This is a genomic window from Nostoc sp. (assembly GCF_036919815.1).
In the GTDB taxonomy this organism is placed as follows: domain Bacteria; phylum Cyanobacteriota; class Cyanobacteriia; order Cyanobacteriales; family Nostocaceae; genus Nostoc.
In genome coordinates, this window is sequence record NZ_JBALCE010000091.1 from 73252 (window position 1) to 99724 (window position 26473).

General features: G+C 41.6%; 22 protein-coding genes and 1 pseudogene. 15 read left to right on the plus strand and 8 right to left on the minus strand.

Annotated elements, in window-relative coordinates; translation table 11 throughout:
- Window positions 1-651 precede the first annotated feature (651 nt).
- The 3 genes from V7K15_RS21590 (at window position 652) to V7K15_RS21600 (ending at window position 3863) form a co-directional block, all read left to right on the plus strand.
- Window positions 652-1707, plus strand: coding sequence for a glutathione S-transferase family protein (locus V7K15_RS21590; RefSeq protein ID WP_334908597.1), 1056 nt, complete (start codon window positions 652-654; stop codon window positions 1705-1707).
- A 25-nt stretch (window positions 1708-1732) separates the two neighbouring features.
- A complete protein-coding gene (locus V7K15_RS21595) occupies window positions 1733-2617 on the plus strand; it encodes an aspartoacylase (protein WP_334908599.1) in 885 nt (294 codons plus the stop codon).
- Between the two features lie 262 nt (window positions 2618-2879).
- Window positions 2880-3863 carry a polysaccharide deacetylase family protein gene (locus V7K15_RS21600; RefSeq protein WP_334908601.1) on the plus strand — a complete coding sequence of 328 codons (984 nt, stop codon included), beginning with the start codon at window positions 2880-2882 and terminating at the stop codon, window positions 3861-3863.
- 452 nt (window positions 3864-4315) lie between these two features.
- On the opposite strand, the gene V7K15_RS21605 is transcribed toward V7K15_RS21600, so the two are convergent.
- Complete coding sequence (locus tag V7K15_RS21605; RefSeq protein ID WP_334908603.1) at window positions 4316-4882, minus strand: hypothetical protein; 567 nt, start codon at window positions 4880-4882, stop codon at window positions 4316-4318.
- A 483-nt stretch (window positions 4883-5365) separates the two neighbouring features.
- On the opposite strand from V7K15_RS21605, the gene V7K15_RS21610 reads away from it, so the two are divergent.
- On the plus strand, window positions 5366-5605 hold the full coding sequence (locus V7K15_RS21610; protein WP_334908605.1) for a hypothetical protein: 240 nt from the start codon (window positions 5366-5368) through the stop codon (window positions 5603-5605).
- Between the two features lie 444 nt (window positions 5606-6049).
- On the opposite strand, the gene V7K15_RS21615 is transcribed toward V7K15_RS21610, so the two are convergent.
- Window positions 6050-6829, minus strand: coding sequence for a hypothetical protein (locus V7K15_RS21615; protein WP_334908606.1), 780 nt, complete (start codon window positions 6827-6829; stop codon window positions 6050-6052).
- Window positions 6830-7150: 321 nt separating this feature from the next.
- On the opposite strand from V7K15_RS21615, the gene V7K15_RS21620 reads away from it, so the two are divergent.
- The 7 genes from V7K15_RS21620 (at window position 7151) to V7K15_RS21650 (ending at window position 16442) form a co-directional block, all read left to right on the plus strand.
- Window positions 7151-8326: a hypothetical protein gene (locus V7K15_RS21620; protein WP_334908607.1), complete on the plus strand. Its 1176-nt coding sequence runs from the start codon at window positions 7151-7153 to the stop codon at window positions 8324-8326.
- A gap of 2 nt (window positions 8327-8328) precedes the next feature.
- Window positions 8329-9108 carry a hypothetical protein gene (locus tag V7K15_RS21625; protein ID WP_334908608.1) on the plus strand — a complete coding sequence of 260 codons (780 nt, stop codon included), beginning with the start codon at window positions 8329-8331 and terminating at the stop codon, window positions 9106-9108.
- Between the two features lie 183 nt (window positions 9109-9291).
- The gene (locus tag V7K15_RS21630; RefSeq protein WP_334908610.1) at window positions 9292-9978 is read left to right on the plus strand and encodes a hypothetical protein; all 687 of its coding nucleotides are present in this window, start codon (window positions 9292-9294) and stop codon (window positions 9976-9978) included.
- A 45-nt stretch (window positions 9979-10023) separates the two neighbouring features.
- Window positions 10024-10419 (plus strand): hypothetical protein, encoded by a 396-nt coding sequence (locus V7K15_RS21635; RefSeq protein WP_334908612.1) that lies wholly within the window; start codon window positions 10024-10026, stop codon window positions 10417-10419.
- Between the two features lie 175 nt (window positions 10420-10594).
- The gene (locus V7K15_RS21640; protein ID WP_334908614.1) at window positions 10595-12193 is read left to right on the plus strand and encodes an Hsp70 family protein; all 1599 of its coding nucleotides are present in this window, start codon (window positions 10595-10597) and stop codon (window positions 12191-12193) included.
- A 477-nt stretch (window positions 12194-12670) separates the two neighbouring features.
- On the plus strand, window positions 12671-12910 hold the full coding sequence (locus V7K15_RS21645; RefSeq protein WP_334908616.1) for a hypothetical protein: 240 nt from the start codon (window positions 12671-12673) through the stop codon (window positions 12908-12910).
- A gap of 526 nt (window positions 12911-13436) precedes the next feature.
- Window positions 13437-16442 (plus strand): MFS transporter, encoded by a 3006-nt coding sequence (locus tag V7K15_RS21650; RefSeq protein WP_334908618.1) that lies wholly within the window; start codon window positions 13437-13439, stop codon window positions 16440-16442.
- 107 nt (window positions 16443-16549) lie between these two features.
- Here the strand turns inward: V7K15_RS21650 and V7K15_RS21655 are convergent, their stop codons facing one another.
- The 3 genes from V7K15_RS21655 to V7K15_RS21665 all read right to left on the minus strand — a co-directional run bounded on the left by V7K15_RS21655 (window position 16550) and on the right by V7K15_RS21665 (window position 17838).
- Entirely contained in the window at window positions 16550-16687 is a 138-nt protein-coding gene (locus tag V7K15_RS21655) for a hypothetical protein (RefSeq protein WP_334908620.1), read from the minus strand.
- A gap of 205 nt (window positions 16688-16892) precedes the next feature.
- Window positions 16893-17333 carry a hypothetical protein gene (locus tag V7K15_RS21660; RefSeq protein WP_334908622.1) on the minus strand — a complete coding sequence of 147 codons (441 nt, stop codon included), beginning with the start codon at window positions 17331-17333 and terminating at the stop codon, window positions 16893-16895.
- 364 nt (window positions 17334-17697) lie between these two features.
- Window positions 17698-17838, minus strand: coding sequence for a hypothetical protein (locus tag V7K15_RS21665; protein WP_334908624.1), 141 nt, complete (start codon window positions 17836-17838; stop codon window positions 17698-17700).
- 62 nt (window positions 17839-17900) lie between these two features.
- Here V7K15_RS21665 and V7K15_RS21670 point away from each other — a divergent pair.
- Window positions 17901-19470: pseudogene (locus V7K15_RS21670) on the plus strand (cation:proton antiporter).
- Between the two features lie 27 nt (window positions 19471-19497).
- A complete protein-coding gene (locus V7K15_RS21675; RefSeq protein ID WP_334908626.1) occupies window positions 19498-21042 on the plus strand; it encodes a hypothetical protein in 1545 nt (514 codons plus the stop codon).
- A gap of 248 nt (window positions 21043-21290) precedes the next feature.
- Here the strand turns inward: V7K15_RS21675 and radC are convergent, their stop codons facing one another.
- Window positions 21291-22022 (minus strand): RadC family protein, encoded by a 732-nt coding sequence (gene radC / locus V7K15_RS21680; RefSeq protein WP_334908628.1) that lies wholly within the window; start codon window positions 22020-22022, stop codon window positions 21291-21293.
- A gap of 225 nt (window positions 22023-22247) precedes the next feature.
- On the opposite strand from radC, the gene V7K15_RS21685 reads away from it, so the two are divergent.
- Both V7K15_RS21685 and V7K15_RS21690 read left to right on the plus strand, forming a co-directional pair.
- Window positions 22248-22664: a toll/interleukin-1 receptor domain-containing protein gene (locus V7K15_RS21685; RefSeq protein WP_334908631.1), complete on the plus strand. Its 417-nt coding sequence runs from the start codon at window positions 22248-22250 to the stop codon at window positions 22662-22664.
- A gap of 20 nt (window positions 22665-22684) precedes the next feature.
- On the plus strand, window positions 22685-23098 hold the full coding sequence (locus tag V7K15_RS21690; RefSeq protein WP_334908633.1) for a toll/interleukin-1 receptor domain-containing protein: 414 nt from the start codon (window positions 22685-22687) through the stop codon (window positions 23096-23098).
- Window positions 23099-23209: 111 nt separating this feature from the next.
- On the opposite strand, the gene V7K15_RS21695 is transcribed toward V7K15_RS21690, so the two are convergent.
- Both V7K15_RS21695 and V7K15_RS21700 read right to left on the minus strand, forming a co-directional pair.
- Window positions 23210-24148: a phosphoribulokinase gene (locus V7K15_RS21695; protein WP_334908694.1), complete on the minus strand. Its 939-nt coding sequence runs from the start codon at window positions 24146-24148 to the stop codon at window positions 23210-23212.
- Between the two features lie 244 nt (window positions 24149-24392).
- Complete coding sequence (locus V7K15_RS21700) at window positions 24393-26435, minus strand: alpha-amylase family glycosyl hydrolase (RefSeq protein ID WP_334908635.1); 2043 nt, start codon at window positions 26433-26435, stop codon at window positions 24393-24395.
- Window positions 26436-26473 lie beyond the last annotated feature (38 nt).

A 26473-nucleotide genomic window follows, 5' to 3' on the forward strand; every position in this document is an offset into this window, starting at 1 on the left:
TTGTTCTTTCAGTAATTTCTTTCTAAATTTATATTTTTTCGGTTTACTTAGTGTTAAGATGTCATGTGATTTCTATCAAGATCATGTAAAGTCTGTTTAACAAATAAGTAATTACACTGAAAAAACTATATAATGCAGTAGCCAATTAAGCCTTGTATTTGGTTTTTCAGGGTAAGGATGAACGATGCTTTTAAATACGACATATAAACGCACTGAGAAGTCAGAGAGTCGGTTTTCTTTGCTCAGAACTTCTCCTTCCCTTAGTGACGCTGCACAAATGGAGACGCTGCGCGTAGCCTCCTTCGTTGTAGGAGTATGGTAGCAGTTGTGCCATTGGCTATCATTAGCTGAAAAATTGTGTTTACGATGTCGATTTTTGACTAGGTTTTAAAGACTACTACTTATTGACAAATAAATTGTTGATCACTTTAACTTTTCACCAATTCTGTGATGTTACATAGACTACATACACCCAAAGATGCAACTTGGATGACGATTAGCTTAAAGCTAAGACATTTTTTGTGAAGATAATGATACAAAATACAGGCAAAGCGTAGTAAAGTAGTAAAACTCGGAGTGGGTTGTAAGCATGGAAACCTACTTAATTAAAACAGTGGTAATATCAATCCCTCCCAAAGCCAGATTGTCGTCATGAGCAACTCAACTCGGATGGATGAGGAGAAAAATCTCCCAAAGAAAAAGGGCAGGACACTCCCTCCTAAGCTGATCATCTGGCTGGGAAAGTATGTCTGGACGACTATCTGGCAGATCATGATGTCAAAGCTTGCTCCTAGCAATCAGTCGGGAGCGTATATTCGTCCGAATAGCCAGTTTCGGAAGTTCATTGGCACAGAGTTAGGGAATCCGTACTCACCAGCAGAGGGGCGCTACAAACTCTATGTTGGGCTGGGCTGTCCTTGGGCGCACCGAACCCTGGTTGTGCGATCGCTCAAAAAACTCGAAGCGGTAATATCAGTATGTATCGTCTCTCCTTCTCCCATTGAAGGCGGTTGGATATTTAACCAGGAAGAACAGGGTTGCAGCACACTAGCTGAATTTTATCAACTGGCAGAACCTGGTTACAGTGGACGCTCTACAGTGCCAGTACTATGGGATAGCCAAACAAAAACTATCGTCAATAATGAGAGTTCAGAGATTATTGTGATGCTGAACTCTCAGTTTAACGAGTTCGCCAACAATCCCAGACTCGATCTCTACCCAGAAGCACTCAAAGAGAAAATTGACTGGTGGAATGAGAAGATTTATCAGGCGGTAAATAACGGTGTGTATCGCTGCGGCTTTGCTCAGACTCAAGAAGCATACAATCAAGCCTGTAATGAACTGTTCGCAACTCTTGATGAGATTGAGATTGCATTGCAGACTAATCGCTATCTGTGCGGAGACAATCTCACACTCGCAGATGTGCGTTTATTCACAACGTTATTTCGGTTTGATAGTGCCTACTACGGGTTGTTTAAGTGTAATCGGCGGCGAATTCAAGACTATCAGAATCTCGGAGGTTATCTGCGTGATCTATATCAGCTTCCAGGTGTTGCTGACACCTGCGATGTCGAGAGTGTGAAGCGGGACTACTACGGGAACCTATTCCCACTCAATCCAGGCGGAATCATTCCCGATGGGCCTGATATGTCTTATCTTGATCAACCACATGGGCGCGATCGCATCGGTAAAGTGAATCCTTTATAAGGTACATTGAGAAGTTGGTGTAATCGTGAACCAGATTAATCGAGTTGCAATTGTCGGCGGAACTCATGGCAATGAGTTTACAGGGGCTTACCTGATCCAAAAATTTGCCCAGTTTCCCCATCTAATTAGGAGACCAAGTTTTGAGACAGTCAGTCTATTAGCAAATCCTAACGCTTTTGCCGCAAGTCGGCGATATGTAGAGAAGGATTTAAATCGCTGTTTTCTCAAACAAGATTTAGAAGATGCGACTCGGAACAGTTACGAAGAATTGCAAGCTAAATCAATTCAGAACACCTTAATATCAAATGGGGATAAACAAGCAGATTTCATCTTAGACTTGCACAGCACTACAGCTAATATGGGTCTGACAATTATTTTGGTAAACAGTCATCCCTTAAACTTGAAATTAGCTGCTTATCTAAGCCAAATTAATCCTTTGGTGAGGGTTTATCGCTGCTCTTTTAAATCAGTTGAAGAAAACCCATTTGTAAATTCTCTGTGCGAATTAGGCTTTGGGCTCGAGGTTGGCCCCATTGCCCAAAGCCTCTTAAAAGCGACGCTGTTCCAACAAACAGAAGAACTTGTTCACACAGTTCTGGACTATCTGGAACAATTTAACCAGGGTGAAATTCCATCAACTAAAGAAACGTTGATTGTCTATCACCATTTATCTAATGTGGACTATCCAAAAAAACAGGATGGGACAATCTTTGGAATGATTCATCCAGAGCTTCAGGACAAGGATTATCAAGCTTTGAATCCAGGAGATCCAATTTTTATAACTTTTGATGATCAAACAATTGTTTATCAGGGAACATCTACCGTTTGGCCGATTTTTATTAATGAGGCAGCTTACTACGAAAAGGGAATTGCAATGTGTTTGACTCAGAGACAGCAAATCAATATCTAATCCAGCTTGGCAAAAATCCAGCTATTATCTCAATTAACCAGACAAGTAGGGGCAATACCCTGCGGTCAGCTAAAGCTACATGAATTGCCCGTACTCAAACTCCTTGTTAAAGGTAGGCAAACTTCTGCTACAGTATACGAGTACTTTCTCAAGTTAGTTTTGAGGGCTTAAAAGCCCTGAGTTGAAGTGCAAAAGTTGACCGATAAAGCCCAAAAATAACAGTATAATTTACGCTTAAAATTGTCCGAATACTTAAACTTATATGGCAACCAAACGACCAGCCAACAAACCAATAGCCAGTCTTTCTTTAGATTTGGATAATATTTGGTCTTATCTAAAAAATCAGGGCGCTCCGGGTTGGGAGACTTTCCCATCTTACCTGGATATCGCAGTACCTCGTTTCTTAAATATTCTTCAGCAATGGGATTTGACAATCACAGTGTTTATTGTGGGTCAGGATGCAGCGTTGCAAAAGAATACTAAGGCATTACAAGCGATCGCTAGCGCTGGTCACGAAATTGGCAATCATTCATTCTATCATGATCCTTGGCTACATCTGTATTCAGAGGATGAGATTGAACAAGAGGTGGCCTTGGCTGAAGAACATATCAAGCGCGTTACTCGTCAACATCCTATCGGTTTTCGAGGGCCTGGATACAGTTTTTCTCCTGCGGTATTGAAAGTCTTAGCAAGACGGGGATATGAATATGATGCTTCGACTTTCCCTACATTTTTGGGGCCTTTAGCACGAGCTTATTATTTAATGACCTGTAAACTGAGTAAGGAAGAACGCAAGAAACGGGAAGCCCTATTTGGGGGTTTCAAAGACGGTTTGCAGCCTCTAAAAGCTTACGAGTGGCACATGGGTAAGGATAAACTGATTGAGATTCCCGTTACCACCATGCCAATTTTTAAGGTGCCAATTCACTTCAGTTACATAATGTATCTGAGTACATTTTCTTCGGAAGTGGCGTTACTCTACCTGCGAATTGCCCTATGGCTGTGTAAACTTACACACGTCCAGCCTTCTTTGCTACTCCATCCTACAGATTTTTTAAGTCAAGAGGATGTGCCAGAACTATCATTCTTTCCTGGTATGAGTGTCCCCACCTACAAAAAGCTGGCAATAGTGAACAAAAGTTTAGAACTTATATCGAGTCAGTTCAATGTTTTGACTGTTGGACAACACGCCAAATTCGTAGCCGGCGCCCGTCAACTGCCTGTATTAGTACCTCAAAAGAGGTAAAAATATGATCTATGCGATTCAAGTAAGTCGGCAAAAAAATTTAAATGTATGTAAACAAATCAGGACTTACGCAAAATATCTCTCAAACTCTGATTTCTCTGTGTAGCGCCAGTTGCTACAACTCTTGGAAAATACGCAACGCACTGGCTTCTCTGCGCCTCTGCGGTAGCCTGCGGCAAGCCGCTTCTCTTCTCTTCTCTTCTCTTCGAGAGGCTGCGCCAACGAGAGGCTTCTCTTTCAGAGACGCTAACGCGAACGCCAATGCGTCTACGTTATTCCATGACTTGTGCGTAAGTTTTATATAAATTAACGTCGGGTGTGTTAATGGGACTTAGACAAAAAACACCCCAAAAACAGGGAGATGCAAAAGCGACACCAAAAGAAAAATCCCTCAACCATCTGGAAGAGGAATTTTTGGTGAAATATTCCCAATTTGGGAAAATGTTTTTGGTTTACTTAGTGGTAACGCGCTGTCCGGTAAATGTAAACGTAAGCGGCACCCCTTTGGAACCAGTAGCTTCTTGCACAGTTGCTTTTAAATCAAAGAAACGAAGCTGGATTGTTCCTTGCAGCGTCTGAGTACTTTGATTGAGCCTCATTCTATAATTTTGCCCACCAATGCTGAGAGGATTGCTTGCTAGAGGTAGAGAACCTGATAAATTGAAGTTTAATATCGTGGCGGTAATGTCCCCATTGTTATTACACTTCCAAGAACCCTGAGAGGTAGTGAAAGGATTGAACTGATTTTTACCTTGGTAAACGCCACCTTGGTTAGAGTCTGTAACCAAGATATTACCGTCAGTGGTCAGCGTGATAAGTGAGCGAGATGCGAACTTACCTGTTGAATCAGATATTGTCGTGAGATATGTACCAGTAGCAAACTTTGTGCAAACTGGCTGTTGTGAATTCGTATCATTCACAGATGCAGCGTTTACTTTGTCAATGTTCCAGATATCAGAAATGCTGATTGCAGAAAGCACACCAATTGTCAATCCAATCAAAGTTCTACGAATTTTCATGGTACAACTATAGATAATTTATGAAACTCTACTAGAAACATACTTATAAACAAGAAATATTATTGATAAATTTTAGTTAACTCTCGGTTAAAAAAGGCTTTACCCGAAGGGGAGATTAAGCAGAGATAGGTGAAAAATAGTGCCAAAAAGATTTTTTAACTTACTCAAATCAAAGTTTGATATAAATTAGACATCTCTAGAAATTAAATATGCGTTACCCAGAACTCCTGTTTTGACGTAGCATTGCTACGTCAAAACAATTCTTTTTCACTCCTATGTCTATTTTAGCTATGAATTTAGTTGGATTCTAGGAAAGATATCACAGTCTAATGCTCCGATCTTTATGTAATAAAACTTTTGTCTGTAAAAATCGAGGGCTTTTCAGGGGAGCCAGTTTTGTTGAAACCAGATGACATTTGCTAGCAAGAATGTGTATAGTAGGTGAGAGTCATTTACTATATTCAATCTTTGAAACATCTATCTATGGTTAGAAAAAATAAACGTCTTTTACTGCTAGTTGTTTGCTGTAGTATAACTGGTGTAATTTTAGGAGGTACTGCCGGTTGGGCAGAAAGTAGTCTTTGCTTGGAAGACAGTAAGGTTACAAGTGAGTGTCTAACTCAAAATCCAATCCAAAAAACTATCGAAGGGATGAGTACCGGATTGTTAGCTGGGGCTGGTGCTGCTTTCGGTGCAGTATGGCAGTTACGGCATGAAGATTGAGCCTAAACTACCTACTACTAACCCGATACTCCGGGTTAGTGGTAGATTTATTTACTAATTGAGCAGTGCCTCCACTTAGACTTTCGCCCAGCATGAAGTCTTACCTCCCCTCTTACAGCAGAGACGGCTGATAGCGCAGCGTAAAGCCTTCTCTACGAGAGGCCGCGCCAACGGCATAGCTTCGCTTAGAGCGAGTCTTCTCGCAAGGGGAGATGCGAAGGGCGAACAAGCGTCACCTTCCCCCAATAGCCATCTGATACCTTCTGCTCTAATATTTATCGCTGTATTTCTATCTTGGTTATGGCGAATTCGCAACAGGGTTGTATTACAAAAACTGGGCACGAAAGAATTTCTGTTGAAGTTGGGCGGTCAATCATCCTGATTTATGGGCTTTGGAAGAATACCGATCTATTAATGCACGAGCAAATTTATGGTGTTGTTCAGCTAGATGTTGAGGATAGATGAACTGAGCATTGCCCCCTTGAAGCGCTCGCTAAAGCGAGCAATACGTGATACTACAAGATGACCGTCTTTGTAATCTTCCTGCAACAAATACCAGGCAATGTCTGCATAAATCAGTTGCAAGGGATAAACTTGCTCATATCCGATTTTTCCAGGGTTATACGGATTACGCCAGCGATAAAGCTCAACTGCTTGTCCTTTAACAATTGCCGCTTCAAGTGCATCTAGTTTTTCAAATAGTGTGCCTCGGCTTTGATATTTGCCCTTGGCCATCATTTCTTGTGGATCGGTGTAGACAATAACTCGGTCTAATTGGGTTCTCACCGGATAAAACATCTCATCTTTCAGGTTTAACCCCCGTAATCGTTGCGTTAGTTTTTTATAAATCTGGTTAATTTGAGGGTCTTCCTGATACCTTGCCTGAGAGTGTAGGGCATTGAGGGCAACTTGTAATTCCTCCCAATTCATTGCTGCTGTGCCAACATAGTAACCCCATCGGTAAGGTCGCCGATCTAAAAGCCCATAGCGGCGAAGAGTCTTCAAATCACTTTGGATGGTATGACGCGAATAAAGGGGTAGCTCTATATTCAATTCACTTGCTACTTTCTGGAGGTACAATTGTACTAATTGCAATTTATGATGAGATTTCTCAGAGTCAGATTGCATGGAATCAATATAACCAACCCCTGGGTATCTGAGAAACGTAGCAATTAAAAGTAAAAGTCGCTCGAAGGCAGGAAGACCTGCATAAGAATGCTTCATAAACTATATTTCACTCAGAAATGTCAATAATAAGAAAGTATTAGCCTGTAATTTATAAAAAGTTTAAAACTTTTGCTAAGTATAGCTCCTAAAGATTTCACTCTATAGCCTCCAATACTGCCAAATAGTCGCGCTCTATCTAAACCTCCTTGTAAGATGCAGTTCAAATAGAGTTTTGGAGACTAAATAATATGCAGACCTGTCCCTGTTGCCAACATCCCTTACCCACCATTGGGTTCTACTGCTCAAACTGTCCTCAGCAGATTCGATGTAAAAACTGCCGTGAAATGCTTCTTCCTGGCGCAAAAGGATGTGTAATGTGTGGAAACCCCAATAGGTGAAGGGCATAACGGGTCAGCATCAAGTAATGGCGGTAGTCTACCTCCGGTAATCAACACTTTAAAATTCGTTGAAACCAGCAAGGGTTACTCACGCGAGATTGAGGCTGCTTTGACTAACGAAGTAGGTATTAGCTGGGGTGGTGCTGCGATCGCCGCGATCGTTGGTGGACAAATGACACCAGGAAAACCACCTAATGGTCGTCCTGTGATTCGTGATTTAAATAATGCCGAACCTGAACAATTTTCCTTATTCAACAACGAATCCAGCGACGAGAACAACAAATCTACGATTGATACAGTTGTTCAACTTCCTGCTGCTTATGGAATTGATGCTGAGAAGTTAAAACAGATTTTCCGGCACAACGGTGAACAACTACAGCTAATGGAAACGCGGCTCAAAGCTGCAAACAGGCTAGATGCTGCACGTCGGTTAACCTACTTAGCACTCCTGTATTCATTAGATGTAGAGGAACGAGAGGAAATTCATCGTACTGAGTTGAATGATATTCTCAAAAGAGTTAAATTGTATGACAACAACACTGCCACATGGATTGGCAAGAGTGCTGACTTGATTGTTGAAAAAGAGATGGTTGGGCTACGCCTGTCGGGACAAGAGCAAGCGCGAAAAGTTCTTACAGAACTGCTTGATGACAAGATAGAGAGCAAGTGGAATTTAACTTCAGGTGCATCCTCACGAAGCTCTAAGTCAAATGCCAAAAGCGAGGAGGATTCAGAGAATTCTACAAAGAATGGCAAGCACAAGAATAATAGATTTTCCAAAGAAGTGGAGCCTTGGGTAGCTAGTTGGAAATTATTTGCCTCGAATATTGATTTTCATGCAGCCATTAAAGATTGCACAGTCATTCAGAAGGGCTTGTTTAGCCTGTGGGCAATTGGTAAGGCAACAAGCAACCCTGAGATAGTGGTTTCGAGCTACAAGCTAAAGCAGTTCCTATATTTCGGACTTGGCATCGAGGTAGATGAGCGTCATTTAGGACGGCGCTTACAAGCAACTTCAGGACAAGGAAGCTTGATTAAAGTGCAGGGTGGTTTCCAACTACTACCTCCAGGCTTGGCTGAGGTTGAGAGATTGATAGGCTCCACACAAAATAACGCATCCACCGATGAATCTTCTGAAAATTCTGGTGAGGTGTAACCATGAGAAGGACATCTGAGCAACTAATTCAGGAACTTTCGACAATTGTTGACTCTCACTTTGCCCATGCAGTGGTACAATGCTATGTCGAAATGCAGCAACGATTTCTAGCTGGCGACTGGCAACCAACAGAACTAGACGGTGGGCGGTTTTGTGAAGCGATTTCGCGTTGCTTGCTTCAAATGGATACCGGAAAGATTGATCATCGAAAATTGCCTGGTAAGGTTCGTGAGGATTTATTGAACAAAAACATTCCTCATCAACTTGGCTCGAAGGATCGTTATCATTTGGCTAAAGTGATTGAGGTTGTATATGGATTTCGCTCTGATCGCGGTGCTGTTCACATATCAACCGAGTACACCGCAAACTATATGGATTCAATGCTAGTGCTTCATGCAAGCAAATGGATTTTTGCAGAATTTCTCCGCCTAGTTTGGAATCGGGATCGAAAGGTTGTTGCAGAAACCATTGCCCAAATTGTTCAACTAGAACATTCAGTAATTCATGAATTGGATGGAAAACCTCTAATTCTGGCAAGGGATATTTATGCAACGGATGAAGTTCTGTTGCTGCTGTATCATGCCGCCAATAATCGCTTGAGTCGGGCTGAACTACGTGAACATGCTACCAGCCATAACCCTCAAAACGTTAATGTTGCTATATCTAGGCTAATCAAAAGTAAGGATATTCGACCTGTTGGTGAGAATGAAGTTGCTCTCACTCCAAATGGTCAAAAACGAATCCTTGAGCAGGTATTGCCTAAGCTCGTTCCCCAAAAATAGAATTCCTAGTTCAATTGCAGGATACGCATTTATCAAATACCGTCTAAATCATGGCAAAGATCGCAGATGATGCAATAAAGTGAAGATTTCTTAAAGTAGTTCTGAGTAAATAAGGCTCCGTGTCAGCTTTCAGTTACTCTATCTTTAAGGATAAATAGATACTTTACAAGCGATCGCACACTAATGGACGACAGCAAGGCATTGTTTGACTACTGGCATGACCGAGTTCGGCTGAAAAACTCTGAGTTAATTGCGGCTCCTGGACACGTCCAAACCCAGGATCTACGCCATGATTGTACCAACTACGATGATCTTTGGCGTAGCCCTGAAGTTCAACAGTTGGATGAACCAGACCGTAGCAGGGTTATTGCTATTATTAAATACGAATGTACAGCTAAAGTTCTACAGAATCGGGCTGGTCGTCTCCGCGATCGCGCTAATGAGCTTGAAGCAGCTTGTAATGAACAAGATCAACAAAAATCTAAGCTCCTGGGTCTGATCAAAGCATTACAAGAGAAACTGTTTGGCAAAGACAAAGAAATTAAGAGATTAGAAGCACGAATTGCCTCGTTAAAAGCTGAAAATGAAGCCTTCCGATCTGAAGCTGAGAATAGTAAAGCTCAAGTGGAATTGGTTAAAGAACTGGAGCAGCTAAAAAAGAAATACAATGAGGTTGAGAAGCGAAGACAGGAATTAGCTCAAAATAATAAGAGTTTAGGTGGAAGAGTTGCCCATGCCAAACGGTATAAGCAGCAAAGAGATGAAGCAAGAGATTTAATTGAACAGCATAAACAGCAAATTGCTACATTAGTTCAAGAGAGTCAGCGTCTTCGTGAAGAGAATGAAAGACTTTATCAGAAATTAAAATAAGTGAATCGATAAAATGCTCTAAATTTTGGATGCTCGATAGTAATCATGAAACTTCAAGAGCTAAAAGCTAAAGTCTACGAGTTAGCTGGAGTAAACAATACCAAAGAACTCAAGGCGAAAAACAAGGAGATTAAGACGTTGGATATGCGTCTTAAAATCTCCTGGGAAAAAACTTTTGCTATTCTTCAAAAACCACAAAGCGAGTTTGAAGATTGGTTAGAAAATCCACCGGAAGAATATAAAGATATTTTTTCGGAAATTACAGAAGCCTCTCAAAAATATCATCAAAAATCAGCACAGACGAAACAGTTAGCGCAAGAGGTATTGTCCATAGCAAATAATCTTGAAAAACTAGCAGAGGAATATCAAGATGAAGCAGATAAAACAAAGCAAGAAATTGAAATAACTAGACGGATTTCAAAACAAGCCAGACTGAACTAGTTTTGACATCAGAGGACAGATAAAGACTAGCTGCACCAGAACGGACTGAATTGATATCTAGGTTAGGATACAAAGAAGCAAGCGTCTGGGCGTATTTGCATTCTTGGTGACTTATAGAGAATAATCAAAAATAAAGCAGCTTTGGCCTCTTCGTGCGAGATAATAAATATAAAATATGGCGATCGCAATCGATTTTGGTACTAGCAACACAGTCATTGCTCGTTGGAACCCTGTAACCCAGCAGCCAGAAACCCTGAATCTACCAGGTTTATCAATTAAACAAAGTCTCAATCCGCCACTGATTCCCAGCTTGGTTTATGTTGAAGACGCAACCCAAAATAAAGTCTTAGTCGGGCAACAAGTGCGCGATCGCGGTCTTGACCTCAAAGGCGAAACGCGATTTTTCCGCAGCTTTAAGCGAGGCATCGGTGCAGATATCCAAGGTTTCTTACCCGAACTAGATGGGCAAATTGTCACCTTTGAACAAGTAGGGCAATGGTTTCTTACTCAGGTGATTGAGCAACTAGCACCCTTGCAAGGTGGGTTAGATTCTCTAATCTTAACCGTACCCGTAGACAGTTTTGAAGCTTATCGTCACTGGTTGGGGAAAGTTTGTCAAGCCCTTCCCGTCGAACAGGTGCGGATGCTGGATGAACCCACAGCCGCCGCCTTGGGTTATGGCTTGGCAGATCAAGAAATTCTCTTGGTGATTGACTTTGGTGGCGGTACTTTGGATTTGTCTCTTGTCCGCTTAGATCAAGGCGTGCAAGCAACCACAAAGCCGCTAGGATTTATCCTCAAGTGGGGTAATAAGTCCTTGGCTGAAGATTCAAAACAAAAAGTCAAAACTGCCCGTGTCCTGGCGAAAGCTGGGCAAAATTTGGGCGGTACTGATATTGATAATTGGTTAGTAGATTACTTTGCCAAAACTCAAGAGTTGGCGGTAAGTCCGTTGACAACACGATTGGCAGAACGGGTAAAAATTCAGCTATCAACCCAAAACCAAGCTAGTGAAGTTTATTTTGACGATCAGACATTTGAAAGCTATGAACTGGAACTAAACCGCGACACTTTTGAAAATATCCTCAAAGAACACGCATTTTTTGAGTTACTGGATGAGTCGATGACGACACTGTTGCAGCAAGCAAAACGCCAAGGAATTGAACTTCCAGATATTAATGCAGTTTTGTTAGTTGGTGGAACAGTGCAATTACCAGCAGTGCAGACATGGATAAAACAGTATTTTGAGCCAGAAAAAATCCGTTGCGAACGTCCCTTTGAAGCGATCGCTGAAGGTGCATTACAGCTAGCTCAAGGTGTGCAAATCAAAGACTTTCTGTATCATAGTTATGGTATCCGCTACTGGGATCGTCGCAATCAGCGTCACAAATGGCATTCTTTAATTAAAGCTGGACAGGCATATCCAATGAGTCAGCCAGTGGAATTAGTCTTAGGCGCTTCTTTGGAAAATCAGCCTAGTATTGAGTTAATTATGGGAGAATTGGGAGCAGATACAGGTAACACTGAAGTTTATTTTGATGGCGATCGCTTGATTACTCGCCGTCTGGATGGTAGTGAAACCAGCGTTAAACCCCTCAACGATCAAGAAGGCGCGAGGACAATTGCCCAACTGACACCAGCCGGATATCCTGGAAGCGATCGGATAAAAATCCTTTTTCAAGTTGATGAGCAACGCTTTTTGCGAATCACCGTTGAGGACTTGTTAACGAATGATACGCTGTTGGAAAATCAACTTGTGGCACAGTTGAGCTAGATTTGACACTCTCTGTAGCTTTAGCCACTGAGATTCTACAGACAGAATTAGTTTAATCTAATTCTCGCTAAGGTGGTCAAACACCGTCTAGTGAGTCAGCTTAAGTTTCTTAAGCTTTCCCCTTACTTTTGAAACTTTCTCACCTTTCTAGAAAACTTCGCAAACTTACTTTTTCTTCACGCTGTCTACATTTAAGGAGGGTGTAACCGCTTAGAAAACTTGTTTTTTGAAGTTTTATATTTCTTGTTAGGTGAAACTGTTTATTATTTTAATATATCACAAAGTAGGGGAGAATCAAGAAAAACTTAGGTGACTGAAGTCACACGAGTGGTCATTGAGCTTGTGGTCACTGAGCTTGTCGAAGTGCCGAAATGTCGCTTATATCTCAGGTCTAAAGACGCTGAGTTTTACGCTTACCGAGATTTTCTATAATGCACATCATTAGTCGTAAAAAGCTGCGCGAATTTTGCCAAAATTATGCTGATTCCTGTGATGCGTTTAACAACTGGTACAAAGCTGTTGGGAGAATCAACGGCACACTCAATGTTTCTCCATCTGATTGATGCTCAGAGTGTTAATGAAGCTGAGTTGGTAGCAATTCTTGGTTCAAGAGAGGTTGTTTCTCAAGTTATGAGTGGAAAACAAGAAATTACCCAGGAGATGGCTAAGGACTTAGGCAACTTTTTTCACGTTGATATTAGTTTGTTTGAGAATTAGGCGATGTCTACGACGGGCTACGCCGGAGCTTTTTCTGATTCTAGCCGAGTTATTATCATCCAAAAACTTGATTGACGGATTGACGGTTAGTGCAAGTTCAATTTTCTTCAATTATTAGAACTGAAATATATAGCTGTTCCCGACCTAGTGAAATGCGTTTTCAAAGCTATTAACCTTGGTCAAGTTAATAATTCCTTTAACTCCTTGTGTAATGAGATAAGCTGAAAAACATCTAATTTGCATAACCGAATTAAACAGAACTCTTGTGGGGTGGGCATCTTGCCCGCCCTAATTAAGTTTACACCAATGCACATCTGCGTCCTTCTACCTCTAAGTCCATTTAAATTTATCTAAAATCGATAGTCCTGAAGCCGGAATGGGAAACATAATACTCAGTTGCTCAGGACTTTTGCTATTTCCAGGAGATGTAGCTTTAGCTTTTCACAGGGTGGGAGATGAGAGAGAATTTACTTCCCCTGCTCCCACGCTCCCCTTACACGGTGATCCTACCAGAAAATAAAATTGCATGGAACTGAAAAATCACTGGTTGGCGGCAAATAAAGTTGCTTTACCACGACTACTACAGTGGGTGAATCTCCGACCAGAGGAGAGCGAACGAACTCAGTTGATGTTTCTTTTTTACACAACTGTATCTGTAGGATTGCGGTGGGCAGAGGACAGTACAGTGGCGCTGTTTTTAGATGAATATGGGACTAACCTACTGCCGTGGATGTATATTTTCAGTGCTGCAATGAGTGCAGGACTGGTTTTTTTATACTCTTGGCTGCAAAGGATTTTTCCGTTACGCCGGGTGATTGTAGCGATCGCACCTTGCATGTTGATACCATTAGTTTTATTAATTTTAGTCCGTTGGGGATCGCATTTTTCCTACTTGGCAGTGATTTCGGTATTTCTGCTGCGGCTATGGGTAGATGCACTTTATGTAGTCAATGACCTTAACACCTCCATCGTCGCCAACCAACTATTTAACATTCGGGAGATTAAGCGCACTTACCCACTGGTGAGTAGTGGTCTTTTGGTAGCAGATGTAATCAGTGGTTTTAGTTTACCTTGGCTAGTGCAATACACCTCGCTGAATAAGATTATCCTCATCGCCTGTATAGTGATTTTATTCGGATCGGGGATTCTATTTTATTTAACTAATCACTATCGAGCAGCTTTTCCTGAAACCCCACAAAGACTAATTCCTGAAGAACAAGGCTCACGACAGCGTTTTATTAAAAGTCCACTGAAGCGCTATGTCTTTTCGTTGTTTGCCTTTGTGGGTTTATTGCAAGTCATTGGGTTGTTAGTAGATTTTCAATATCTGCGTGAACTCCAAGCCAATTTGAGTGACCGAGAACTCGCTAGTTTCTTGGGTCTTTTTGGGGGGATGTTAGGACTGTGTGAGTTGTCGTTGCAGTGGTTTGTTTCCAGCCGAATCATCGAACGGATGGGAGTATTTTTCACAGCCACGCTTTTACCAATCACCGTCGGCTTTTCCCTACCAGGAGTGCTGGTATTGCTGCATTTAATTCCAGCCATGCAATCGCAAAGCTTTTTCTGGGGTCTGATAATTGTCAAATTCTGCGATGAACTTCTGCGCTACACCTTTGTCATGAGTAGCGGACCCATCTTGTACCAACCGATTCCAGAGGCAATTCGCAGCCGGATGCAGACTTTATCTGGTGGAACTGCCGAAGCAATCGCTACAGGTTTGACAGGAGCGCTAATTTTTGTAACTCTATTGTTTTGTGGGCGGTTTGTACCTGTACCAATGCAAAAATGGGTGTTGGTAGCAGAAACAATGCTGATCGCTGGCACCTGTTTAACAGTAGTTTGGGAATTGCGATCGCGCTATGTTGAACTGTTAGTCTTGAGTGTGGCCCGGGGTCAATTGAGTGCAACCAATGTGGGCTTACGATTCTTCAAGCAGGGGGTAGTCAAAGCTTTAGCAGAAAAAGGCAGCGAGGCTGATAAACGCTCTTGCATTGAACTTTTAGCCCAAATAGACTCCCCAGGAGCTGCGGAGGTTTTAGCACCTCTACTAGTTAAGTTAACCCCAGATTTGCAGCGCCAAAGTTTGGAAGTGATGCTGATGGCAGGTGCAAATCCCACTTATCTAGCCGCCATCCGTCCTTTGTTAGAACAATCTCAAGAAACTAACCCCGAAGTTTTTGCTTTAGCACTGCGATACATTTGGCTGGCTGAACCAAATCCGAATTTAAGCCTCCTAGAAGAATACCTGAACCCCCGCCAAAACTCACTCATCCGCGCCACCGCCGCCGCTTTAGTCTTACGTCAGGGAACGCCGATGCAAAAGGTAGCAGCTACCCAAACCATGCGCCGGATGTTGACTCATAAGCTAGAACGCGAACGCGTGAATGGAGTCAGGGCGCTCAGAGAAGCAGTTTATTTGCAGGCGTTGCGGATTCACATCCCGAATTTATTACAAGATGAGTCTTTACGGGTGCGCTGTGCCGTATTGGAAATGATTGCAGCGACTCATTTAGAAGAGTACTATTCGGCACTGATTGCAGCACTTTATTACAAATCAACCCGCAGTACAGCAATGTCAGCCCTAGTGCGACTGGAAAATGAAGCTTTAGAAATGCTGTTGCGGTTGGCTACTAATATTTATAAACCGGAAGTAGTGCGGATGTACGCTTGGCGCACCATTGCTCAAATTGGCACCCAAGAAGCATTGGAGACTTTATGGGAAAATTTGGAAACATCTTGTGGTATTACTAGGGATCATATTCTTCGCAGCTTAGTAAAAATACATAAACAACCAGGAATTACAGGTTTAGTTGATCGATTTTATGAAAGTCGGGTAGAAAATTTAATCAAGCAGGAATTAAAGTTTTTAGGTGAGATTTACGCCGCATACATTGACTTTAAAACATTAGACCAAAAAGAAAATCATCAATCCAGTCAGAGGATTGTGATTGTTTGTGAATTACTCGAACGCGCCCTTTTAGAATTGGAATTGGATGTCAAAGAGCGGCTACTACTGCTACTAAAACTGCTTTACTCGCCAGAAAAGATGCAGGCAGCAGCGTTCAATCTGCGATCGCTCTCAGTGGTAAACTTAGCGCGGGGGTTAGAAATCTTAGAGCATACCATAACTTTGTCTTCAAAGTCTTTATTGCTGAATATTTTAGATAACCGACCGCAGTCAGAAAAATTGCAACATCTTATAGAAGCGAAGATCGGAGAATATGAGAATATGGTAATTAGCGATCGCCTCCACAGATTGCTGATGTTAAGTAACTTCCTTTCTGATTGGTGTCTAGCTTGCTGTTTTCATTTGGCTAAAGTGACTCGCATCCCACTGACAAGTTCTGAGATTTTAGTGAGTTTGCGTCATCCAACCGGCTTTGTTAGAGAAGCTGCGATCGCATACTTAAATATGGTTTCACATCGCGTTCTCCTGCAAATCCTTCCCCAGTTAGAAAAAGATCCACATCCTTTGGTGGCTGCTCAAGTTAAAGAATTGCTCGAAAAATACCAGGTTAAAAATTACAATTGAAAAAATCTCTGCTGGAATAATTTTGTTATTTCCATTAGTGCTAAGTACAGCATTTCATTAATTTGTAGCGAGTTAACTTAGCAAGACTCTGCGTCAATACAGTTCAGTTAAGCATTTCTTCCTTCTCTGCGAGACGCTGCGCGAATGCGTTCTTCTCTACGAGACGCTACGCGAATGCGTCCTTCTCTGCGAGACGCTACGCGTTGGCGGAAGCCTCTCGCAGAGAAGGTGGTAGCCTGCGGCAAGCCGCTCCGCGTCTACGTTAAAAAAAATTGAATTTGACAAAGAGTTAAGCCTTAACCCAAGCGTATTAGACCCTGCGTACCTTTCCTTTGTGTTTCCTTCTCTGCGAGACGCTTTGCGAATGCGTTCCTTTGCGTTTAAATCCAAAAATATCAGGAACAGTCATGTACGTACACTAGTATTTTTCTATTTTTCAGACACGACTAATTAGACAAATTCAAGTCCTACATTACGATATGACACAGAAATATGTGTAACACTTTTATCTCTATACTCAATTTGTGTCCACCAGTATTGCGTGTTAATTAGGGAAAGTCTATTAATTCTACAGTCTAGAAAATTTACGTGGCTATGTTCAGTACCTTCGCTGTAATCTATTCTAATATCTCTATATCTGTAATAGACTCCGTTTTGGACATCTTCACATTTAAAGCCATTTCGCTTCATTATTACTTTAGCTTTATCAACGGAGCTGCCGACAGGTAATGTGTGTAGAACTTCTTTTTCCATTACATCAGGGTTTTTATGAAACCAGATTTTCTCGCCAAGTAGTAAGGGGAAAATATTGCCAACCCAACAGTAGGCTATAAAAAAAATGCCAGGAATAACAACCAGAATTGGAATAAGTAGTTTTTGAAGTATGTTCATATTATTTATCTCTCATAACTGTTATTATTTAGAGCTTTCTGCTTGCACCTAAGAGGTTGTTTGAAAAGTATCAAGTTGTATAAAGATCCCCCCTAACCCCCCTTAAAAAAGGGGGAACCGGAATCAAAGTCTCCCAATTTATCGGGAAGCCACTGCGCCCTTGCGGTTTCCCGAATTGTACTCCTTCGGAGAACCCGCAGGATAGCATGTGGCGTGGATTTAGGAGGATCTACAAGTCTTTGATACATCACAAAGAACTTTTCAAACATCCTCTAAAATAAACCCAAATTTTTCGTCATGACTCTGAATACTGAATCGGTGTTCTAGCACCTCTCTAATATTGCTAACAGGCGTTCAACCAATTTCATTCATTTTCTCCATTTGCTTTTAAATCGGCAATCAATTTTTCAGTTTTTCGCTTTGGCAACATCAGAGGTGCAATAATCATGGCATCAATAATTAAGGCCGCAGTGTTGGACAATAAACCAAAGCTAGCGAACCTCATTTGGAGAAGCTTCGCTAACGCACAGGAGGTAATAAATGTAAAATCATACCAGGAATTTCGCTATGGTGCTTGAATCAGCGATCGCCCAGGAAATTATTACAAACAATCTTAAGCAGTTTCTGTTGGTGCTTTCGGTGTCTCTAAGTGTGGCGACACTACCGCAGATATTTAGCTGGTTTCGCCATATACCTTACACCTTACTATTGGTAATTGTCGGCTTAGGGTTAGCGTTTGCGGATGTCCGTTTAGTAACCCTTTCCCCGGAATTAATTTTGTTCATTTTTTTACCACCGCTATTGTTTGAAGCCGCATGGAATTTAAAATGGTCAGAACTGAAGCGGGATTTAGTACCTATTTGCCTATATGCGGTGTTTGGGGTGGTAATTGCGATCGCCGGGGTAGCGATCGTTCTCAATCAACTCGCTGGCATTTCCCTAAGTACAGCTTTACTGATCGCAGCCAGCCTTGCTGCAACTGACCCTGTTTCTGTCACCGCTTTGTTTCGTGAACTGGGCATAGATAGTCGTCTTGTCACCTTAATGGAAGGCGAAAGCTTGTTCAATGATGGCATGGCTGTAGTTGCCTTTGGTTTTTTGGTGGCGTTATCTTTGGGAACTGTGGAATTGGAATTCCAGCCAATTTTAGTGAAGTTATTTTCAGTTGTTGGTATCGGTGTAGCGGTGGGAGCTTTTATCGGATTTAGCATTTCCTACTTTACCCAGCGCTTTGATTTGCCCTTGGTGGAACAATCCTTAACCCTAGTTTCCGCCTACAGCACTTACCTGATTACCGAAGACTTAGGCGGTTCTGGAGTAATTGGAGTTGTCACCACAGGTTTAATTCTGGGCAACTTTGGCTCTCGTATCGGCATGAATCCCCGCACCCGGATTATTATCTCCGAATTTTGGGAATTTTTGGCATTCTTTGTTAACTCAATTGTCTTCTTGCTGATTGGCGACCAAATACGCTTTGCTAGTTTAGGCGAAAACCTGCAAATCATTATGGTGACAGTGGCAGCAATGATTGTGATGCGAGCAATTGCTATTTACATTCTCAGGAAATTAAGCGTTAGCATCACCAAATCCGAAATTTCTATTACCAGAACAAACTATTCTATGGTGGGGTGGGTTACGCGGTTCCGTTTCCATTGCCCTGGCATTGAGTGTACCAACGACAATGCCAGAGCGAGAAAAAATCATCGCTACGGTGTTTGGAGTAGTTTTATTTACTCTACTTGTTCAAGGATTGACCATCAAACCTTTGCTGGAAAAACTCAATTTACTAGGTGATGCACCCTTACGTGAGCAATATTTAGAATTAGTTGCCCGTCATGTCGCTCTAGAACGTGTTTTGCAACACCTCCAGGCAGACCAACGCCCCGGTATCGACCCAGAGTTTCGCCGTTATCATGAGACACTAATTAAAGGTGAACTTGCAGATTTACGGACGAAAATTGACAAATTACAAGATCAGTACCCTAATCTTCAGACTTTTATAACGGAACAATTACGACGAGAACTGTTAGCAATTGAGGCAGATACTTATGCAGAATTTGTCAAATCTGGTCGCTTAAATAAAGAATTAGCGTCTATGCTTGAGAATATTTTGCCGAATAATCAAACAGAAGGTTGACCTGATAAATTTCATTCTGAACTAATAATGCTAAACACAAAAATTATCAAATATACTTCGAGATTGCCTTTTCATTCTCCTTGGTTTATTATCATTATTTTTTCTGTTCTTGGTTTAATAGGTATTCTCAACCATTCGATGTGGCGAGATGAACTAAATCCCTGGCTGATTGTCAGAGATAGTGAATCTTTAAGCGATTTAATTGCAAATATTCATTATGAAGGTCATCCTGTTCTCTGGTATTTTTCTCTGGCAATTCTCAGAAAAATAGTGGATAATCCGATGATTATGCAAATTTTTCATTGGGCAATTACAGTTGTTTCAGTTGCTCTTTTTTGCCTATATAGCCCTTTTAATTCTCAACAAAAATTTCTATTTTCCTTTGGGTTTTTTCCTTTTTATGAATATCTTTTAATTTCTCGAAATTATGCCTTTAGTATGTTGTTCATTTTTGCATTCTGTACGGTTTTTTCATCCAGAAAAATAACTTATGTTTATTTAGCAATTTTATTGGGTTTACTAGCAAATAGTAGTGCTTATGGTTTATTGGTATCATTTTCTTTATCATTGACTTTACTAGCTGAATTTTGTTTTGATAGCGAACATCGCCAGCATTATTTTAGTCAAAGCCAAAAGTATGACTTATTTTTAAGTATTGTACTTATCACATTGTCTTTTATTTTATCCATTTATATTCTTACTCCTCCGATAGATAGTTATCTTTATGGTGGGTTAAATAATGGTTGGATAATGCAACTAGATATCCGTCATTTATTGAGAAGCATAGGTAGAGTCTTTGGTAGTTATTTATTAATTATTCCTGCACACAAAAGATGGCTAGATTTAATTGTTTGTGCGGCAATTGCTCTATTCATTGTAATTTTAAACTTGATTAAATTATCTAAAAAACCAGTTCCTCTATTTTTCTACATTATAGGAAATTGTGTAATATTTGCCTTTACCTACTTCAGATTTCTCGGTATGCCTCGGCATTTTGGGCATTTCTATTTAGTTCTGATAGCGGCTTTATGGCTGGGAAGTTATTATCAAGAGTCTACAGTTTTACTCAACAAGTTTTCTATTCGTCCCAATTCAATTGAATTTGTGAACAAATGGCATCATATCGCTTTGATGTTAATTCTTTATGTCCAGTTTGGAGGAGGTATTTATAGTTTTTCAAGAGATTTAGTTGTACCATTTTCTGCAAGTCGAGAAACAGCCCAATATATTCAAAAAGCTAGGTTAGAGAATGAGTTTATTGTTGCCAGTCGAGATGCAAATATGGCTCCTTTAGCGGGTTATCTCAATCGAAAGTTTTACTATCCTGAGCTTCAGAAAATGGGAAGCTTTACCCTATTTAAAAAAGGTCGTCAAGAAGTCGAACAAACGGAGATATTAAGCCAAATTAATTCTCTACTCAAAAATCAAGATGAGCAAAAGAAAATTTTGCTAATTTTAAATAAAAAACTGAATATCAACCGCAATGACTTAAAGATTGTTCCGATCAAAGATTTTCAGAGAGCCTGGGTGGATAGTGAACGATATTATCTTTATTGGGTAGATGAAGCTTAACAATTCAAAATTCATGAAATAGCTCTTTGGATCTTTGCGTCCTGTTAATTTAATCGGGGGCATCTCACTTTCGTAGAATGCCTAAACCTCACCCCAGCCCTCTCCTTAGTAAGGAGAGGGAGCAAAACTGAGATGCTCCCTTTTCACAAATTCTGGGGGTTTAAGTTGCTTGAGCTTCTAACAAGCAGCAAGTTTTGTGGCGGGATCTAAATCTTTGTTGCAAAACTTAATTACGAATTACGAATTATTTAATCCCCCTGTGGATGCTCATCCCACAAGGTTGTCAGTTCCCGTAAACTTTGATGATTGCCATTTCCCAAAATCAGATGATCTAGTACCGGAATGCCCAAAAGCTGCGCCCCTGCTAATAACTGACGCGTCAATTCTATATCTTCCTGGCTGGGTTCAAGATTCCCAGAAGGATGGTTGTGGGCAACTATTACCCGCGTTGCACCTTGACGAATAACTTCTCGAAAGATATCACGGGGAGAGGCTAAGGTTTCGGTTGCAGTACCAATGGTAATTACTTGCGTACCCAATAAGCGATTTTTAACATCCAATAGCACCACTGCAAAACGTTCTTGTATCTGCCACATCAAATCTTGACTGAGGGTAGCAGCAGCAGCAAGTGGGCTATCAATTAATGTGCCATCATTGGGACGAGACTGAAAGGCGCGTTTGCCCAATTCAATTGCTGCTAAGATACTTGTCGCCTTCGCCGGGCCAACACCAGAAATTTGCATCAATTCAGCAGGGGTAACTTCTCGCATAACTGCCAAAGGATCACGTTGGTGTTTGGCTAATTCGCTCAAAATATATTGTCCCAAACCTACAGCCGAGAGTTTCCCTGGCCCTTGTCCAGTGCCTAGAAGAATTGCGATTAACTCTGCTGTGGCTAAAATTTTGGCACCATGCGTCATTAATCGCTCACGCGGACGCTCATTTGTAGGTAAGTCGGCAATTCTGAGGCAATAGGTCATAGAAAACTAAGAAAATCGTCACTAAAGATGTAACTATCCTTATTTATCCCTTGTTTGCTCTAAAAATCATCTTTATTTGAGAAAATCTTTAATTATGGGGAATTTTATCTCTAGTTCCTCTGTAGAGACACCTTTAATAACACCATCTTTCCAAATACTTGCCACAAAATTTAGATAAAATTGGATTTAGTCTATTAGTTGAACACATTTGAGATAGAAGATGAGATGAATGTATTTATCAGCCACAGTTCTAAAGATACAAATTTAGTTAGGCAAATTGCTGATGCTCTGCGAAATGCAGATTTCCAAGTTTGGAACGATACTCAAATCTTTCCGGGCGATAACTGGGCAGAACTTATTGCTAATGAGCTTCGAGAGTCTGATGCAATGGTTGTTTTACTGACGCCTAACTCGGTTGATTCTCCCTACATAAATGCCGAAGTAGGCTATGCTCTAGGCGAACAGGGCTATAAAGGCCGAGTAATTCCTGTCCTTGCTGCTCCTTCTGAACAACTTTCTGAATTAGAACTGAAAATTCCCTGGATTCTGAAGAAATTTGGGGTGATTTACATATCAAATATTGAGAACGATGAGGAAGCTTTGAGAAATATTACCCAAGCTCTCAAAAAAGCTGCTGCTTAACAGGAGTGGAGTTTCCAAAAATGATCCCAAGTGAAGCTTTTCTTTCCCATTCAAGCCGAGATCAAGAATTTGTTTCTAAATTGGTAGAGGTTCTGCGTTATCATGGCATTCCAGTTTGGTATAGCAAAACGAACATTTTAGGCGCACAGCAATGGCATGATGAGATTGGAAATGCACTAAAAAGATGTGATTGGTTCCTTGTCGTACTGTCTCCAAACTCTGTAGATTCAATGTGGGTTAAGCGGGAGTTAATATTCGCCCTCCAACAGAATCGGTTTGAAAATAAGATTGTTCCAATTATCTATCAGCATTGTGATTATGAGCAGCTTTCTTGGGTGTTATCGAGCTTTCAAATGATCAATTTTCAAGACGCTTTTGATGATGGTTGTCGTGATATTTTACGTCTATGGGGCATAGGCTACCAAATACTTTAGTAATTCCCTGGTTACAGAATCAATCAGAAGGGTCAAGCATCCCACTAAACTATGAAATTCGCAGTGCTGCAGCTTTGAAAAACTTACCCTACTCCCCACTCTCTATCCCAATTATTGATACATTTGCGTCGCTTTGAGCATGTGGTAGGTAATGATTAGCTGGGTGAGAGCAAGAGGGTAACTTTGGATTGTTTCCCCAGTTGTACCAGCAATTTTACCCAGTTCTGGATTACTTTCACGATTGCAAATATTTCGTAAATGAGGCATATCGGAACAAATAATATGCTCTAGCTGATTCACCTGTTCTAAGGTGGCATGACCATCAACTTCTAAGACATCTACGGGCTTACTCATATCTCTGTCTAGCCCCAAGCGGATCGCTGAAGAGGAATTACCATAACCAGAGTTGATAATCTGGGTAAAATCTGGGTGGGGAATTGTCGGACGTAGTACCAGACGCACATTTAGGTGCCCATTAGTTTCACCATCGTCCTCAGTGGGCGGGTAGAAACTAATGACGATATCAGACCATTGCCGTTGCGGACGAATAAATTGTGCTGAGTCTGGTTCGCGCTTTTCTAGTTCCGCTAACACTTGTTCAGCACTGTAGCCACGCTTTTGGGTATCCCGATTAACTTTCCACTTAGCGCGTAGTGTTTCCGGGGGTGCAAGGTAAACTTTCACGTCGTAAGAGTCACGCGCAGCACGAGTAGAATAACCGAGTAATCCCTCAATAATCACGAATTTATTCGGCTTGATGTACTGTGGTGCCTCGAATGTGCCGGTTTTATGGCTGTAAACTGGCTTCAGAATTGGCTGTCCTGTGCGTAGCAGCGATAGGTGTTGCTGCATAATATCTAAGTGGTTGCAGTCCGGGTGGAGAGCAGTGATCCCAATTTCTGCACGTTGTTGGCGATCGTAACGGTGATAATCATCTGTACAAATGATCGTGACATTTTCTGGGCCGAGTACCTGAGCAATTCCTCGTGTTAGTGTTGTTTTCCCAGCAGCGCTGTCGCCGACAATACCAAGAATTATTGGACGACTCATCATACCTCCCAGAATCAAAGCAAGTTTATTAATAAAATTTCCGACGATAGTTTTAATTCTAGAAGGGTTTAGGCGAGTAACTCAAACAAAGACTTGCTATGCAATATCTCTACACAGTTAGTAACTTTATGGACAAATATCCTGGGCGATCGCTTTTGACACAATCATTAGTCTTGCGATCGCTTTAAGTCAGGTTGAAGTACCAAACCTGACCTAACATTTCTTTCACTGAGCGGCATTGAAATTAAACTAGAGCGTACACTTTAGCTTCCCACGGGAAAATACCTTCTCTACCTACCCATTCAGATGGAACTATCCGCTCTTGAGTAATTTCCTTCCACTGCTTGCCAACTGGGGTTGCAGGCCAATTCGGGACTCTGTACTCAGAACCAACAGAAGTGCCATAGTCAGAGAAATTCGCCACAACGACTACTAATTCATCAGCTTTACTACCACGCTGCCAGACTACAACTCGTTTACCATCATTAAAGTCAACATGAATAAATTGAGTATCATTTACAGCTAAAGCATCTGAAGCTTTACGCAAGCGAATCAACCTAACAACGTATTGGAAAATTCGTTGCCGCCAATCATCATTCACACGGCTGTAGTTAACTGGGTCAATCTGCTTATGCTCATCCGTTGGTGGCAAATCCTGCTGATCGGCAAATTCTTCTCCGGCAAGGATCATGGGAATTCCCACAGAAGTAAGCAGGCAGACAAATGCCAACTTAATGCGCGGTTCAGTATGATCAATTCCATTACTAACAAGGTAGCTGAAAAAACGCTCGTTACCATAACCGCCAACATCATGGGAAGTTATATAGTTTACCGCCTGAGAACCATCTGTAAAGCCTAAATTTCGGCAATCAATTAGTTTGCGGATACTCCATTCAAAACTAGGTTCATCCCAGGCATTCTTACCTAAAATCACCTGTCGGATGATTTGCTTAAACTTTTCATTCCAAAGTCCATCCAGACGATTTTGTTGGATGAGAGATAGGGGTACACTCAACTCTTCGCCAACTACGAGGAAGCGAGACGCTCCTAACGTCGCTACCGCTTCTCTACGAGACGCTGCGCGAACGCTAACGCTACTTCCGCCTCTTTTGTCCCAAAGGCTGCGGGCAAAATCCTTGAATTCCTGCAAAAAGTCATAGTTGGCAATATTGTTGACGCTATCCAACCGCAGACCATCAACCCGATAGTATTCCAACCAGTGGGCAATATGGGCTTTTAAATATTCACGGGCTGGGACAAGCCAGGACTTTTGCCCAGTAATCGGGTTATAGCCCTCTACCCAATAGTTGTACTTAAATAAATCGCCACCAAAGCCATCTCTTGACCCTTGTTCTGGATCACCACTAGCCCATTTGATGTAAAATTCCAAAAAATTAACGTTATGGTAAGGATTATTCCGCGAGAATGCCATCACCAGATCCACAAAAAAGCGCAACCCTTGCTGATGGCAAACTTTGATCAGATTAGCTAAATCAGTCGAAGCAGTCGGTGCTGACTGGCTATCTGGGCGTCCTAAATCAAAATCTGCTGCAAAATAATTTCCTGTACCATAGCCCCAATTGAGATTATCATCACTATCTTCTGGTGGCAGAAGTTCTAGGGCGTTGATTCCCAGTTCCACAAGATGAGCGCGGTCATTCAAGGCGCTGACTATGGGAAAAGTCGGAGCGATCGCTTCTGGGATCAACAGTGCCAGTATGTCACGAAATGTGCCGGTTCCTTCTTCAATCAATCCATTTGAGTTAATCTTTGTCCATCGGGTTGGTAATTCGTAAATCACCAGTTGATTATTGGTTGGCAGCGTCTCTAAAGGAGCATCGCCTTCCCAGTTTACAGTTTGCCCTTCGGGATCACAGGGAATCAGCGTCCCATTTTGATAAAGCACGACACTTGCCGGATCGGAGCTAGTAACGCCTCCCGATTCTGACGGCGTTGGTGCAAGTAAGCGTCGATCCACAGTCGTTGCTGTTGGATCTGTGCAGTAGAGAATTTGGTTAGCATTAGCAGAGTCGTAAGGATCTGCGTTGCGGACTTTAAACCAGTAAAAGTACACCTGTCCTTCAGTTAGACCAGATTCTTGAGCCGAAACTTCCCACAATTCTGGAAATTCTGTTGATTGACGAAGCGGAATTTCTTTGAATTGAGCTAATCTGTCTGGGCTTTCGGGAGCAGTATTGCCAATGTAGAGAGTGGGAGCTAGTTCTGAAACACTCGGACGCCACAAAACAAAATGAGTTTTTTTGCGGCTCAATAGATCGATAAGCATGACAAAAACCTCTGGGTGATCAAAGTTCAATTATGAAG

What these genes read in the sequence shown, in the direction of transcription:
- V7K15_RS21645 (WP_334908616.1), top strand. Translation starts at nt 12,671, where the DNA reads ATGCTGATTCCTGTGATGCGTTTAACAACTGGTACAAAGCTGTTGGGA.
- V7K15_RS21590 (WP_334908597.1), top strand. Translation starts at nt 652, where the DNA reads ATGAGCAACTCAACTCGGATGGATGAGGAGAAAAATCTCCCAAAGAAA.
- V7K15_RS21695 (WP_334908694.1), bottom strand. Translation starts at nt 24,148, where the DNA reads ATGAGTCGTCCAATAATTCTTGGTATTGTCGGCGACAGCGCTGCTGGG.
- V7K15_RS21605 (WP_334908603.1), bottom strand. Translation starts at nt 4,882, where the DNA reads ATGAAAATTCGTAGAACTTTGATTGGATTGACAATTGGTGTGCTTTCT.
- V7K15_RS21640 (WP_334908614.1), top strand. Translation starts at nt 10,595, where the DNA reads ATGGCGATCGCAATCGATTTTGGTACTAGCAACACAGTCATTGCTCGT.
- V7K15_RS21700 (WP_334908635.1), bottom strand. Translation starts at nt 26,435, where the DNA reads ATGCTTATCGATCTATTGAGCCGCAAAAAAACTCATTTTGTTTTGTGG.
- V7K15_RS21685 (WP_334908631.1), top strand. Translation starts at nt 22,248, where the DNA reads ATGAATGTATTTATCAGCCACAGTTCTAAAGATACAAATTTAGTTAGG.
- V7K15_RS21630 (WP_334908610.1), top strand. Translation starts at nt 9,292, where the DNA reads ATGGACGACAGCAAGGCATTGTTTGACTACTGGCATGACCGAGTTCGG.
- radC (WP_334908628.1), bottom strand. Translation starts at nt 22,022, where the DNA reads ATGACCTATTGCCTCAGAATTGCCGACTTACCTACAAATGAGCGTCCG.
- V7K15_RS21600 (WP_334908601.1), top strand. Translation starts at nt 2,880, where the DNA reads ATGGCAACCAAACGACCAGCCAACAAACCAATAGCCAGTCTTTCTTTA.
- V7K15_RS21660 (WP_334908622.1), bottom strand. Translation starts at nt 17,333, where the DNA reads ATGAACATACTTCAAAAACTACTTATTCCAATTCTGGTTGTTATTCCT.
- V7K15_RS21610 (WP_334908605.1), top strand. Translation starts at nt 5,366, where the DNA reads ATGGTTAGAAAAAATAAACGTCTTTTACTGCTAGTTGTTTGCTGTAGT.
- V7K15_RS21690 (WP_334908633.1), top strand. Translation starts at nt 22,685, where the DNA reads ATGATCCCAAGTGAAGCTTTTCTTTCCCATTCAAGCCGAGATCAAGAA.
- V7K15_RS21615 (WP_334908606.1), bottom strand. Translation starts at nt 6,829, where the DNA reads ATGAAGCATTCTTATGCAGGTCTTCCTGCCTTCGAGCGACTTTTACTT.
- V7K15_RS21625 (WP_334908608.1), top strand. Translation starts at nt 8,329, where the DNA reads ATGAGAAGGACATCTGAGCAACTAATTCAGGAACTTTCGACAATTGTT.
- V7K15_RS21650 (WP_334908618.1), top strand. Translation starts at nt 13,437, where the DNA reads ATGGAACTGAAAAATCACTGGTTGGCGGCAAATAAAGTTGCTTTACCA.
- V7K15_RS21635 (WP_334908612.1), top strand. Translation starts at nt 10,024, where the DNA reads ATGAAACTTCAAGAGCTAAAAGCTAAAGTCTACGAGTTAGCTGGAGTA.
- V7K15_RS21665 (WP_334908624.1), bottom strand. Translation starts at nt 17,838, where the DNA reads ATGAGGTTCGCTAGCTTTGGTTTATTGTCCAACACTGCGGCCTTAATT.
- V7K15_RS21675 (WP_334908626.1), top strand. Translation starts at nt 19,498, where the DNA reads ATGCTAAACACAAAAATTATCAAATATACTTCGAGATTGCCTTTTCAT.